General features: G+C 67.8%; 11 protein-coding genes. 7 read left to right on the top strand and 4 right to left on the bottom strand.

Going from position 1 to position 12672, the window contains the following annotated elements; translation table 11 throughout:
* Positions 1-95: 95 nt before the first annotated feature.
* Entirely contained in the window at positions 96-491 is a 396-nt protein-coding gene (gene arfB / locus NX780_RS01200; RefSeq protein WP_258826044.1) for an alternative ribosome rescue aminoacyl-tRNA hydrolase ArfB, read from the bottom strand.
* Between the two features lie 194 nt (positions 492-685).
* On the opposite strand from arfB, the gene NX780_RS01195 reads away from it, so the two are divergent.
* The 3 genes from NX780_RS01195 (at position 686) to NX780_RS01185 (ending at position 5782) form a co-directional block, all read left to right on the top strand.
* A complete protein-coding gene (locus NX780_RS01195) occupies positions 686-3070 on the top strand; it encodes a sensor domain-containing protein (protein ID WP_258826043.1) in 2385 nt (794 codons plus the stop codon).
* A 133-nt stretch (positions 3071-3203) separates the two neighbouring features.
* Positions 3204-5420, top strand: coding sequence for a DOMON domain-containing protein (locus tag NX780_RS01190; protein WP_258826042.1), 2217 nt, complete (start codon positions 3204-3206; stop codon positions 5418-5420).
* 41 nt (positions 5421-5461) lie between these two features.
* Positions 5462-5782 carry a hypothetical protein gene (locus NX780_RS01185; protein WP_258826041.1) on the top strand — a complete coding sequence of 107 codons (321 nt, stop codon included), beginning with the start codon at positions 5462-5464 and terminating at the stop codon, positions 5780-5782.
* Here the strand turns inward: NX780_RS01185 and NX780_RS01180 are convergent.
* Both NX780_RS01180 and NX780_RS01175 read right to left on the bottom strand, forming a co-directional pair.
* Positions 5779-6903, bottom strand: a complete 1125-nt coding sequence (locus tag NX780_RS01180) for a metallophosphoesterase (RefSeq protein ID WP_258826040.1) — start codon at positions 6901-6903, stop codon at positions 5779-5781. The two genes, NX780_RS01185 and NX780_RS01180, sit on opposite strands and share 4 nt — an antisense overlap.
* A gap of 27 nt (positions 6904-6930) precedes the next feature.
* On the bottom strand, positions 6931-7623 hold the full coding sequence (locus tag NX780_RS01175; RefSeq protein ID WP_258826039.1) for an aspartate/glutamate racemase family protein: 693 nt from the start codon (positions 7621-7623) through the stop codon (positions 6931-6933).
* 223 nt (positions 7624-7846) lie between these two features.
* Between NX780_RS01175 and NX780_RS01170 the strand changes: the two genes are divergently transcribed.
* The 4 genes from NX780_RS01170 to NX780_RS01155 all read left to right on the top strand — a co-directional run bounded on the left by NX780_RS01170 (position 7847) and on the right by NX780_RS01155 (position 12221).
* The gene (locus NX780_RS01170) at positions 7847-8302 is read left to right on the top strand and encodes an Hsp20 family protein (protein ID WP_258826038.1); all 456 of its coding nucleotides are present in this window, start codon (positions 7847-7849) and stop codon (positions 8300-8302) included.
* A gap of 276 nt (positions 8303-8578) precedes the next feature.
* Positions 8579-10111 (top strand): Do family serine endopeptidase, encoded by a 1533-nt coding sequence (locus NX780_RS01165; RefSeq protein ID WP_258826037.1) that lies wholly within the window; start codon positions 8579-8581, stop codon positions 10109-10111.
* 47 nt (positions 10112-10158) lie between these two features.
* Positions 10159-10821 (top strand): response regulator, encoded by a 663-nt coding sequence (locus NX780_RS01160; RefSeq protein ID WP_258826036.1) that lies wholly within the window; start codon positions 10159-10161, stop codon positions 10819-10821.
* Positions 10818-12221, top strand: a complete 1404-nt coding sequence (locus NX780_RS01155; protein WP_258826035.1) for an ATP-binding protein — start codon at positions 10818-10820, stop codon at positions 12219-12221. The genes NX780_RS01160 and NX780_RS01155 overlap by 4 nt, the downstream gene beginning before the upstream one ends.
* On the opposite strand, the gene NX780_RS01150 is transcribed toward NX780_RS01155, so the two are convergent.
* Positions 12218-12649, bottom strand: a complete 432-nt coding sequence (locus tag NX780_RS01150; protein ID WP_258826034.1) for a hypothetical protein — start codon at positions 12647-12649, stop codon at positions 12218-12220. The two genes, NX780_RS01155 and NX780_RS01150, sit on opposite strands and share 4 nt — an antisense overlap.
* Between the last annotated feature and the right edge of the window lie 23 nt (positions 12650-12672).

The raw sequence follows: 12672 nt of genomic DNA, 5'->3' as shown, positions 1-12672 counted from the left end.
CACGGTCTCAACCATAGGCCCGGCTGCCAATGACGAGGCCGTGTCCGATTGTCAGACCTGACACCAAGGGGTGACACCAAGGGGGAAAGTCCGCGCTAGTCGCCGACCTTGCCGCGCAGCGCCTTGATGCGGCCGCTTCGCGCCTTGGCGTCCAGGCGCCGCAGCTGGGAGCCGCGGGTCGGGCGGGTGGGGCGGCGCACGGCACGCACCACGCCGGCCTCGTCGACCAGCTCCTGCAGGCGCCGCAAGGCGTCGAGCTTGTTCTGTTCCAGGCTGCGCGAGGCCTGGGCTTTCAGCACGATCACGCCTTCCTGGGTGATGCGTCCGTCGCGCAGCGCCAGCAGGCGCTCCTTGATGTGGTCCGGCAAGGACGAGGCCGCCACGTCGAAGCGCGCATGCACCGCGCACGAGACCTTGTTGACGTTCTGCCCGCCCGGGCCTTGCGCCCGGATCGCGCTGAACTCGACTTCCGCCGGATTGATCGTTGCCATCTTCTGTCCTGTATCCGCCCAGGCCGCATTGTACGGCCCGCGGCGCTCCGTGCCCTGTGCCGCACGACAACAGCGGGCATTCGCTTGCGACGGATTGCTGCGCTATCATGTATTTACGGATTGACCACTGCAAGCCCGCAGCGCCGGTCCCACCGGCCTGGAGAGCCTGGATACCTGGACACGCTGGAGACCCCTTGAACCTCTCGCCCCTGCCTCTCGCCGTCTTCGTCGTCGATGCTTCCGGCGCCGTCGCCAGCTGGAACAAGGCTTGCGAAAAGCTGGCCGGCTACGACGCGGCCGCCATCCATGGCATGACCATCGAACGCATCATCGAGTTCGACGATCCGCCGGGCACGCATCCGCGCATGGCGGCACGCGCCGACGCCGAGAACGAGGCCGTGCTGGTCTGCGCCGACGGCCGTCGCCTGCCGGTCCGGGTGATGGTGGCGCCGCAATCCTTCGATCTCGAACAGCCCGGCACCTACAGCGTCATCGTGATCCCGCGCGCCGGCGAGCTGCCGCCGCGCTATGCCCTGATCCAGGACCTGCCGGTAGGCGACATCATTGAGGCGCTGCCCTGCGTGTTCTACGTCATCGACCAGAGCGGCCACCTGCTGCTGTGGAACCGCCAGCTCGAGGAAGCGCTCGAGATGCAGGCCGAGGAGCTGCCCACCACCAACGTCAAGTTCTTCTTCGACGAGAAGGACCGTCCGGGGATCGTCGAAAAGATCCTGAGCGCCTTCGAGCGGGGCGGCTCCTGGCACGAAGCCGAGATGATCGGCAAGCACGGCAAGCGCACCACCTTCCTGTTCCAGTGCGCCCGTTCGAGCCTGGGCAACGTGCCCTGCGTGTTCGGCACCGGCGTCGACATCACGGCGCGCAAGCGCAGCGAGCACGCGATGCTGGTGCGCGAGCGCGCCATGTCCTCGAGCCTGAACGCGATCGTGATCACCCAGTGCGAGGAGGGCGAGCACCGCATCGAATACGTCAACCCGGCCTTCGAACAGATCACCGGCTATCCTTTCGCCGAGATCAAGGGGAAGGACCCGCGCTTCATGCGCGCCGACGGCCACGACCTCGACGAGCGGCGCCGCATCCGCGAGGCCCTCAAGCGCAAGGAGGGCGTGCGCGCGGTGCTGCGCAACGTGCGCAAGAACGGCGAGATCTTCTGGAACGACCTGCGCATCGACCCGGTGGCCAACCTCGACGGCGAGATCACGCACTTCGTCGGCGTCATCAACGACATCACCGAGGCGCGCCACTACGAGCGCCGCCTGCACCACCTGGCCCACCACGATCCGCTCACCGGACTGGCCAACCGCACCCTGCTGCAGGAAAAGCTGCGCACCGCCATCGAGCACACCATGCGCAACGAGAGCTGCGGCGCACTGGCCTTCCTCGACCTCGACAACTTCAAGCACATCAACGACAGCTTCGGCCACGAGGCCGGCGACGCGGTGCTGCGCGAAGTCGCCCGGCGCCTCAGCGAGAACATGCGCGAGGAAGACACCATCGCCCGCTTCGGCGGCGACGAATTCGTCCTGCTGGTCTGTCACGTCGCCAGCCGGGAGCGCCTGGCCGACCTGCTCGAGCGGGTGCGCCGCAGCGTCATGCGCCCGGTCCACGTCGACGGCCAGGAGATCTTCCCCGGCACCAGCATCGGCGTCAGCCTCTTCCCCGACGATGGCGACAACTCGGACAAGATCTTGCGCGCCGCCGACGCCGCCATGTACCACGCCAAGACCCTCGGCAAGAACAACCTCCAGTTCTATTCCGAGGAGCTGAACCAGATCGTGCACGAGCACCTGCTGCTGGAAGCGAGCCTGAGCCGCGCAATCCGCGACCATCAAATGGTGCTGGACTACCAGCCCAAGGTCGACCTGCGCACCGGCAAGGTGGTCGGCGCCGAGGCCCTGGTACGCTGGCGCCATCCGGTCGATGGCATGATCGCGCCCGACCGCTTCATTCCCGTGGCCGAGGAGACGGGCCTCATCGTGCCGCTCGGCGAATGGGTCATCGACGAAGCCTGCGGCGCGCTCAAGGCCATGCGGATGCTCGGCATCGAGGACTTCGTGATCTCGGTGAACCTGTCGGCGCGCCAGCTGCGCCAGCGCGAGTTCGCCGACCGCCTGGGGGCCACCCTGGAGCGCCACGGCGTCGAACCGTGCAAGCTCGAGCTCGAGGTCACGGAAAGCCAGCTGATGGACCATCCGGACGACGCACTGGAAGCGCTGGCCCAGCTCAAGGCGCTCGGCGTGCGCCTGTCGATCGACGACTTCGGCACCGGCTATTCCAGCCTGAGCCACCTGCAGAAGTTCCCGGTCGACTACATCAAGATCGACCGCTCCTTCCTGGGCAACGTCGGACATGACGGCCACCTCGTGATCACCCGCGCTATCATCGCGCTCGGCCACAACCTCAAGCTCAAGGTGATCGCGGAAGGCGTCGAGACCCGCGAGCAGCTCGCCTTCCTGCGCAAGCACCAGTGCGACGAGATGCAGGGCTACTATTTCAGTCCCGCGCTGTCGAAGGAAACGCTGCAGGAAATGGTGACACGCGACACCCGTCTGCCGGACTAGGGCCGGCTCTGCCATCCGGAGGAGGCGGGCGCTCGCTGCGCAGTGCTAGACTGCCGGCCCGCCGTTTCGACTCAAGATTTCACGCGTGCCCGGTTTCCCCTATCGCCTTCCTTCCGTCCTTCTTGCCAGTAGCATGCTCGCCGGGAGCGCCCTGGCCGCCGCGCCGGAGCTCGACGACAAGCGCCGCGGCCTGCTCGCGCACCGGAGCAGCGCCCCGGCGCCGCTCGCCATCGACGGCCGGCTCGATGAAGCGGCATGGCGGGATGCGCCGTCTTTCGAAGACTTCCACAAGCACGCTCCGCGCGACGGCAAGCCCCTGGATGCCGGCCTGCGCACGACGGTGAAGATGCTGGTCCGGGAGGACGCCCTGGTGTTCGGCATCCGCGCCTGGGACGAGCGCCCCGAACGCATGCGCGGCTCGCTGGCGCGGCGCGACAAGGTCGCCCTGGACCAGGATTTCATCGGAATCTGGATCGACCCGGTCGGCCATGGCCGCGCCGCCCAGTTCGTGCGGGTGAACCTGGCCGGTGTCCTCAGCGATGGCCTGCATCGGGCGGACGACGATGAATCGGACCTGGGGCCAGACTTCCCGATCGACGCGGGCGTGCAGCAGCTTCTAGATGGCTACAGCATGGAAGTGCGCTGGCCGCTGTCGAACCTGCGCTTTCCCTACGCCGGCGGCAAGGACTGGCAGGTGCTGGTCGAGCGCAGCGTGCCGCATGCCGATGGCCTGCTGCTGGTGAGCGCGCCGCTGCGCACCGACGCACTGAGCCACCTGTCCTTCCTGCGCGAGGTCGGCGGCATGGACACGACCGTGGCCGCCGTGCGCGACCGGCGCTTCCTGGAATTGCGGCCCGAGCTGACCGTGCGCGGCGACCGGGCCAGGGCCGATGGCCTGCGCCATCGCAGCCAGGCCGCCGAACTCGGGCTCGAGATCAATGCACGGCCGCGCGCCGACTGGGTGTTCAACGCCACCATCAACCCGGACTATTCCCAGGTCGAGGTCGACCAGCCGGTGTCCCAGGGCGCCGGCAACATCGCCATGAGCCTGCCCGAGAAGCGCGGCTTCTTCCTCGAAAGCGCCGACGTCCTCGGCCTGCCGCTGCCGGCCTTCTATTCGCGCACCGTGGGCAACCCAAGCTGGGGCCTGCGCGCCACCTGGCGCGCGGCCGATGCCGGCGCCACGGCCATGAGCCTGCGCGACCAGGAGGGCGGACTGGTATTGCGCGGCCGTCCCTACGAGACGCTGGAAACGCTCCAGGAGCGGCCCACGCGCGCCAGCCTGCTGCGCATGCGCTGGCATGGCGAGGGCCTGCTGCTGGGGGCGCTCGCTTCGCAGCGGAAGGTGGCGGGAGGAGGGGGCAACGACGTCCTCGGCCTGGACATGCAGTGGCGCGGCACGGGCAAGGACGGCGTGCAGCGCCAGGCCATCGTCACCGCCATGCATTCGCGCACCGATGGACGCAATGGCGCCTACCTGCACGGCAAGGTCATCCACAGTTCGGAGCGCTGGTGGAACGAGGCGATGGTCGAGGCAATCGGGCCGGGCTTTGTCAACGACAACGGCTTCGTGCCGCAGGCCGGCATCGTCAAGCTCGATGCGGAACTCAATCGCGTGCTGGGACAGCACCGCGTCGCCGGCCTGGACATGTACGAGTTCGAGCTTCACTTCGGCCTGCACGAGATCCGCACCCTGCACGACCGCAGCCTCGGCCAGCCGGGGAACGAGGTCGTCGAACGCAAGCTGCGGCCGGGGATCTGGTTCGCGGCCGGACGCCAGACCGAGTTCTGGACCCAGCTCGGCTTCGACCGGCAGCGCGCCCGCACCGGCGGCAAGCTGCACGACACACGCGCGCTGCACTTCGGTTTCGAAACCACGCCTTATCCCTGGGTGACGAAGATCGCCGGCGAAGTGACGCTCGGCCGCCAGCTCGACGTTGACGCCGACCGCGTCGGTCCGGGCGGCAACGTCACGCTGGACGCGGGCCTGCGCTTTCCGCTGGTGCGCGGCTGGGCGCTGGAACTCGACCACCACGTGAACCGCGCCTGGGTCCGCGGCACCCTGGGGCAAGCGGCGTTCGCCGACACCTCCTGGCGCTGGCTCGCCATGCTGCACCTGACCCCGCGCGACTCGCTGCGATTGCTGGCCCAGAACACCTGGTCCGCGCGCCGCGACGACGGCGTGACCCAGCTGGAAGCCTGGAACGAGCGCCAGGTGCACCGCTCCTTCCTGTACCGCTACCTCTGGCGCCATGGACGTTCGGTGTCGGCGGGGTATGTCGACGAGAAGATGCCGCTGGTGGGCAATCGCAGCAAATCGCTGACCTTCAAGCTGCAGTGGGAGGTCTGAGGCGGACGGCCTGCCGGATCGCCATCGGGTAGAGTAGGCGCATGCCTGCTTATCCTCACACCCCGGACGGCCGCTATTTCGTGGTGAAAGGCCGCCTCTGGCGCACCAGCAATCCCCATCTCGCACCCGAGGAACGGGAGCGCCTTGTCAAGCGCCTGATGGATGCGCGCAGAGAAGTCGGGCGTGCGAAGAAGGCCGGCGACGAGATTGCCGAGCGCGCCGCGCGCAGCCAGGTCGACGCGGCCAAGCGGGCGCTGGGCGAACGCGGGCCCGTCTGGTGGGACGACGGCGCGCCGGACTACGACCGCAGGATGGCCGTGAACACGCCCTATGCCGCGTGGTACGCCGCGCTGGAAAACTAGGCGGAAGGCGCCTGGCGCGGCGCGCGCAAGGTCAGCTTGATGATCTCGCCCGGCTTCCACAGGCGCATGCGCGGCCCCCAGCTGCCGGCGCCGCGCGTCACGTACAGCATCATGCCCCCGACGTCGTAGGAGCCCGCGTACTTCGGGAAGCGCCGCGCGACGGCATAGCTGAAGGGCCAGATCTGGCCGCCGTGGGTGTGCCCGGACAGCATCAGGTCCACGCCGCGCCGGCTCGCCTCCATGACGACGGGGGTGGCGGGGATGTGCGACATCAGGATGGTCGCCTTGTCCTCTTGCGCGCCCAGGGTGCCGGCCAGGCCCGTGGTGAGGCTGCCGCCGCGGCGCATGGTGGCGCCGATGTCCTCGATCCCGGCCAGCACCAGTCCCGGCGCCAGTTCCACCTGGCGGTCGCGCAGCCAGCGCACGCCGCCTTCCGCAAATTCGGACACCGTGGTCTCGGCGTCGCCGTAGAACTCGTGATTGCCCGTCACGGCCCACACGCCCAGCGGCGCGCGCAGGCCGCGCAACACGCCGGCCAGTTGGGGCTCGCCCACAGGCTCGTCCTCGACCAGGTCGCCCACCAGCAGCACGGCGGCCGGCTTCAGGGCGTTGATCTGTTCGACGCGCGCGGCCATCCAATCCGAGCGGCGCTGGGCGCCCAGGTGGATGTCGCTGACGGCGGCGATGACAGTGCCGTCCAGCGCCGGCGGCAGGCCGCGCAGTACGACTTCCTGTTCGACGATGACGGGCGCGCGCATGCCCTGGAACAGCGCGAAAGCCGCGAGCAGCACGCCGGCGACGGCGCCCCCCAGACGGATCGTTTGCGTATGCGCGCGCCACCAGAAGCCGAAGCCGCTCAGCAGGTCGGCCGCCAGGAGGCACATCGACATCAGGAAGGTGATGCCGAGCCAGGTAACGGCGAACTGCCCCGGCCACCAGCGCCAGTCGAGCGCCGCGTCGCCCACGTGGACGCCGGCGATGTAGACGAACCAGAGGAGGAGGGCGCCGATCCACCAGGCGCGCGCCGGGATGCGGCTCTTGACTGGGGCGAGGGCGTACAGGCGGGCGACGACGTAAAGATGGAACAGCGAACCGACGATATTCAGGACGATCGAAAACATGCGGAAGCGGTCAAGGTGCAGGGACCGTCACATTAAAGCAAATTCGGCCGCCTTGCGCGCGTGCAGTGCGGTGGTGTCGAAGACCGGCACCGGGCTGTCGGCCTGCTGGACCAGCAGGCCGATCTCGGTGCAGCCGAAGATGATCGCTTCGGCGCCGGCGTCGACCAGCTGCCTGATGACGGCCCGGTAGCCTTCGCGCGAAGCATCGCGTACCTGGCCCTGGCACAGCTCCTCGTAGATCACGCGATGCACCAGCGTGCGCCCGGCATCGTCAGGCACCAGCACCCGCAAGCCATGCTCCTTCTCCAGGCGCGCGCGGTAGAAATCCTGCTCCATCGTGAAGCGGGTGCCCAAGAGGCCCACGGTACGCAAGCCGGCGGCGCGGATCTCCGAGGCCGTCGGGTCGGCGATGTGCAGGAGCGGGATGCCAGCCAGCGCCTCGATCGCGGGCGCCACCTTGTGCATGGTGTTCGTGCACAGCACCAGGAAGTCGGCGCCCGCCAGGGCCAGCCTGCGGCCGCAGTCGCCCAGCAGGCTGCCTGCCGTGTCCCAGTCGCCCAGGCGTTGCAGGCGCTCGATCTCGTCGAAGTCCACGCTCACCATCACGATCTTCGCCGAGTGCAGGCCGCCGCGCAGGGCGCGCACGGTTTCGTTGATGCTGCGGTAGTAGGGAATGGTCGATTCCCAGCTCATGCCGCCGAGCAGACCGATGGTCTTCATGGTGCCGCTTTCATTCGAAAAAAACAGGCGGACGAGTCTAGCACGCAGTCCATGGGGTAAAAATTGGACCAAAGCATGAATGCAAATAAAATTTGCATAGTGACCTAAAAATCCGTATTTCGTATGCCTTGAAAATCCATTGGCCGGGTATTAGATTGGACTCACCGGATGCTCACGATGAGGTCCGGCAACATATCGCTTAACTTTTACGAGGATATATACCATGCGTACTTTTGACCTGACTCCCCTGTACCGTTCCGCCATCGGTTTCGATCGCCTGGCCAGCCTGCTCGAGCAGCGCAGCGAGCCGAGCTACCCGCCGTACAACATCGAACTGGTGAGCGAAGACAATTACCGCATCGTGATGGCCCTCGCCGGCTTCACCCGCGATGAGGTGGAAATCGTGACCGAGCGCGACACCCTGCACGTCACCGGCCGCAAGCAGAAGGACGAGACCCAGCGCACCTTCCTGCACCGTGGCATCGCAGCCCGCGACTTCGAACAGCGCTTCCAGCTGGCCAACCACGTGAAGGTCACCAGCGCTTCCTTCGATAACGGCATGCTGACCATCGAACTGGTGCGCGAAGTGCCCGAAGCCTTCAAGCCGCGCAAGATCGCGATTGGCGACGCCAACGGCAACACCAACAATGTGCAGACGCTGGAACAGCGCGCCGCATAAGGTACTAGCAGCAGCTTGAAAGAGGGCGCCCAGGTGGCGCCCTTTTTGACGATCGGGCCGCGTTTTTGTAGGGTGGTCGGCTTCGCCGACCGCGCGTCCAACTCACGGATGCGCTGTGACTGCGCGAGCCGGAGCTGAACGCGCGTTCGGCGGAGCCGAACACCCTACTTAAGAGACGTCTAAGTATCAAATTAAGCATGTTCTAAGCCAGCTTTGGGAAGATAAGCCCATCGATAGACACCATCATCGGTCAACCATTTTCATCAGGAGCACAATATGCCTAACCAAGGTGCCGTCACTGCCATCACTGCCAAACGCCTCACGCTGGCCTTGTGTGCCGCGGGCGTCGTCGGCGGAGCGGTGGGTGCGCTTGCAGTCAACCACAACAACGTCGCGGCCGAAACCGCAGCCGCGGCAGCCGCAGCTCCTGCGCCCGCGGCCAGCGTGGCGCCAGCCCCCAGCGTTGCGCCCGCCCCGGCGGCCACGGTGACCCTTCCTGATTTCACCCGCATCGCCGCCACCAACGGCAAGGCGGTGGTGAACATTCGCGTCGTCGGCGGGATCAAGACCGGCAACCGCGCCGATGTGCCGTCCCTGCCGCGCAATCACCCTTTGTATGAGTTCTTCCGACAGTTCCAGGATCCGCGCTTCGGCGGCGGCGGTGGTCGCGAAGCTCCCGTTTTCGGCGCCGGATCGGGCTTCATCGTAAGCCCGGACGGCGTCATCCTGACCAACGCCCACGTCGTGAAAGGCGCCGACGAAGTCACCGTCAAGCTGCAGGACCGCCGCGAATTCCGCGCCAAGGTCCTGGGCTCGGACGCGCGCACCGACGTGGCCGTGCTGAAGATCGATGCGAAAAACCTGCCGGTCGCGCCGCTCGGCAAATCGCGCAATCTGGCTCCCGGCGAGTGGGTGCTGGCCATCGGCTCGCCCTATGGCCTCGAGAGCACCGTCACCGCCGGCGTGGTGAGCGCCACCGGCCGCAACCTGTCGGACGGCCAGGTGCCCTTCATCCAGACCGACGTGGCGATCAACCCCGGCAACTCGGGCGGCCCGCTGTTCAATACCCGCGGCGAGGTGGTCGGCATCAACTCGCAGATCTACAGCCAGACCGGCGGCTACCAGGGCCTGGCCTTCTCGATCCCGATCGACGTCGCGGTCAAGATCAAGGACCAGATCATCGCCACCGGCAAGGTGCAGCATGCCAAACTGGGAGTGAGCGTGCAGGAGATCGGCCAGGACTTCGCCGATTCCTTCGGGCTCGAGTCGCCCGACGGCGCACTGATCGCGAGCGTCGAGCGTGGCAGCCCGGCCGAGCGCGCCGGCCTGAAGTCGGGCGACATCGTCCGCCGCATCAACGGCCAGCCGATCGTGTCCTCGCTCGACCTGTCCAGTAACATCGCGCTGTCCAAGCCGGGCGAAAAGGTGGCGCTCGACGTCTGGCGCGACGGCAAGCTGGTGCGCATCGATGCGACCCTGGGCGACGCCAACGAGAAGGGCCGGCGCGCGCCGCAGGAAGAGCTGGCCTCGAACTCGGACAACAGCGCCAGGCTGGGCCTGGCCCTGCGTCCGCTCGAGCCCATCGAGCGCCGCCAGAGCGGCATCGCCAGCGGCCTCGTGATCGAGGACGCCTCGGGCGCGGCAGCCATCGCCGGCGTCGAGCCGGGCGATGTACTGATTTCGGTTAACGGCCGCCCGGTGAACACGGTCGGCCAGGTCCGCGACGTGGTGGCGAAAGCCAGCAAGTCTGTGGCCTTGCTGATTCAGCGCGGGAGTGACAAAATCTTCATTCCTGTGCGGATTGGGTAAGGAAGCGTAGCGTCCGCCGCTAGTACGGTTTCAAGAACGGGGAATTCATGCGGCTACTGCTGGTGGAAGACGATACGATGATCGGCGAAGTAGTGCTCGACCTGCTAAGGGCCGAGCACTACGCCGTCGACTGGGTCAAGGACGGCGAGATGGCCGACACGGCCCTCATGCAAAACCAGAACTATGACCTGGTCCTGCTCGACCTTGGCCTGCCGCGCAAGGACGGGCTCGACGTGCTGCGCTCGATGCGCTCGCGCAAGGACCGCACGCCGGTACTGGTCGCCACCGCGCGCGACTCGGTGGCCCAGCGCATCGCCGGGCTGGATGCCGGCGCCGACGACTACGTCCTCAAACCCTATGACCTCGACGAACTGCTGGCGCGCATCCGTGCGCTGCTGCGCCGCGCCGCCGGGCGCGGCGAGCCCGTCTTCGAGTACAAGAACATCTCCATCAATCCCGCCACCCGCGAGACCCTGGTCGACGGCGCACCGGTCGCCCTGTCGGCGCGCGAATGGGCCGTTCTGGAAGCCCTGGTGGCGCGTCCCGGCGCGGTGCTCTCGCGCGCCCAGCTGGAAGAAAAGCTGTACAGCTGGCGCGACGAAGTCTCGAGCAATGCGGTCGAAGTCTACATCCACGGCCTGCGCAAGAAGCTGGGCAGTGACCTGATCCAGAACGTGCGCGGCGTCGGCTACATGGTGCCGAAGGCATGAAGCTGAAGTCCAGGGTCACGCACTCGCTGCGCGGCCGGCTGCTGTGGTACCTGCTGGCGGCGATCACCATCGCCGCCCTGGCGCAGGCCTCGATCGCCTATCGCACCGCGCTGCACGACGCCGACCAGATCTTCGACTACCACATGCAGCAGATGGCACTGTCGCTGCGCTCGGGCACCCCGCTGTCGAACACCGAGGCGCAGCAGCGCATCGCCGCCCAGGCCGCCGAAGGCGGCGCCCAGGCGGCGGGCGGCGAGGGTGGCAACAGCAGCGACGACATGGTGGTGCAGATGTGGTCCCCCGACGGGGTGCAGGTCTTCCACAGCGTCTCGCGCGCCAAGCTGCCGCAGCGCGCCGTGCTGGGCTTTTCCAATGTGAAGTCGAACGGCACCACCTACCGCGTGTTCTCGATCCAGACCGCGAACCAGACGGTGCAGGTGGCCCAGGACCTGGCCGTGCGCCGCAACATGGCCGGCAACCTGGCCCTGCGCACGCTCGGTCCCATCGCGGTCATGATGCCGATCCTGATGCTGGTCGTGTGGTGGGTCGTGAGCGGCTCGCTGGAGCCGGTCGCGCGGGTGCGCTCGCAGGTGGCTTCGCGCCAGGCGGACGACCTGTCTCCCGTATCCGACAACGGCCTGCCGGACGAGGTGCGACCCCTGGTACAGGAACTGAACCTGCTGTTCGGGCGCGTCAAGACCGCCTTCGATGCCCAGCAGACCTTCGTGGCCGACGCGGCGCACGAGCTGCGTACGCCGCTGGCCGCCCTGCGCCTGCAGGCCCAGAGCCTGGACCGCGCCGAGTCGCTTGAAGCGCGCAAGCTGGCCGTCTCGCGCCTGACCGCGGGCATCGACCGCGCCACCCGCCTGGTCGAGCAGCTGCTGGTGCTGGCGCGCCAGGAAGCCACGGCCGCCGGCGGCGCGGCCACCCGTCCGGTGGACATGTCGGAACTGGCGCGCCGCACCGTGGCCGATCTCGCCGGCGTGGCGGCCGCCAAGGGCGTCGACGTGGGCGTCCAGCAGGCCGACGCGGCCCAGGTGGAAGGGCAGCCGGACGCGCTGCAGATCCTGCTGCGCAACCTGGTGGACAACGCGATCAAGTACACGCCGAGCGGCGGCACCGCCGACATCTCGGTAAGGAACGAGGTGGTGGATGGCGCCGCGCAGGTCACGGTCACGGTCGAGGACAGCGGCCCCGGCATCCCGGCGGAAGAACGCGAGCGCGTGTTCGACCGCTTCTACCGCGTGGCCGGCAGCGAGGCCGCCGGCAGCGGACTGGGGCTGGCCATCATCAAGGCCATCGCGGAGCGGCACGGCGCCAGCCTGGCCCTGGGCCAGTCGGCGCGCCTGGGCGGCCTCGCGGCCACCGTCACCTTCCCGCTTCCCGCTGCGGCGGCTTAACAGCCCAGCTTGCGGAAGCGCTTGCGCAGGATGAAGAGGTCCTGCTGGATCGATTCCATCATCGCCGCGCGGGCGCGGCGTTCCGCCTGTTCCGATTCGAGGATGGCCGACCCCAGCAAGCGGCATTCGCGCTGGGTGGCGAGGTCCGGCTTGCGGCGCCGGACCGCGGCGACTTCCAGGCGCTGCGCGTTCGCGCAAGCCTGTTTCGGCGAGCCGGACTTGACCCCCGCCTGGCAAATGGGGGCGGCGTAGCGGGGCGAGGAGGGCTGGGCCTGGACTGCGGCGGCCGCGCCTGCGAGGACAATGGCGGCCAGCGACGCGCCCTGGGCGCGTCGGATCGAATGGGGTTTGATGGTGGTCTCCGGATACTGGAGGGCTGCCCGGCGGCGCCGGCCCTCTCTCTTTTTGGTCAGCCGGCGAGCATACAAGAGTTCGCGGCGCCGGATTCTAT

The sequence above is a fragment of the Massilia agri genome (genome assembly GCF_024753255.1).
GTDB classification, from domain to species: Bacteria; Pseudomonadota; Gammaproteobacteria; order Burkholderiales; family Burkholderiaceae_D; genus Telluria; species Telluria agri.
Note: the sequence above shows the minus strand (reverse complement) of the source record. Positions and strands in the feature narration are given on the sequence as shown.

Bases quoted from the DNA above. Each gene is read 5' to 3' on its own strand.
- NX780_RS01180 (WP_258826040.1), bottom strand. From the start codon at position 6,903: ATGTTTTCGATCGTCCTGAATATCGTCGGTTCGCTGTTCCATCTTTAC.
- NX780_RS01190 (WP_258826042.1), top strand. From the start codon at position 3,204: ATGCTCGCCGGGAGCGCCCTGGCCGCCGCGCCGGAGCTCGACGACAAG.
- arfB (WP_258826044.1), bottom strand. From the start codon at position 491: ATGGCAACGATCAATCCGGCGGAAGTCGAGTTCAGCGCGATCCGGGCG.
- NX780_RS01175 (WP_258826039.1), bottom strand. From the start codon at position 7,623: ATGAAGACCATCGGTCTGCTCGGCGGCATGAGCTGGGAATCGACCATT.
- NX780_RS01165 (WP_258826037.1), top strand. From the start codon at position 8,579: ATGCCTAACCAAGGTGCCGTCACTGCCATCACTGCCAAACGCCTCACG.
- NX780_RS01170 (WP_258826038.1), top strand. From the start codon at position 7,847: ATGCGTACTTTTGACCTGACTCCCCTGTACCGTTCCGCCATCGGTTTC.
- NX780_RS01185 (WP_258826041.1), top strand. From the start codon at position 5,462: ATGCCTGCTTATCCTCACACCCCGGACGGCCGCTATTTCGTGGTGAAA.
- NX780_RS01160 (WP_258826036.1), top strand. From the start codon at position 10,159: ATGCGGCTACTGCTGGTGGAAGACGATACGATGATCGGCGAAGTAGTG.
- NX780_RS01155 (WP_258826035.1), top strand. From the start codon at position 10,818: ATGAAGCTGAAGTCCAGGGTCACGCACTCGCTGCGCGGCCGGCTGCTG.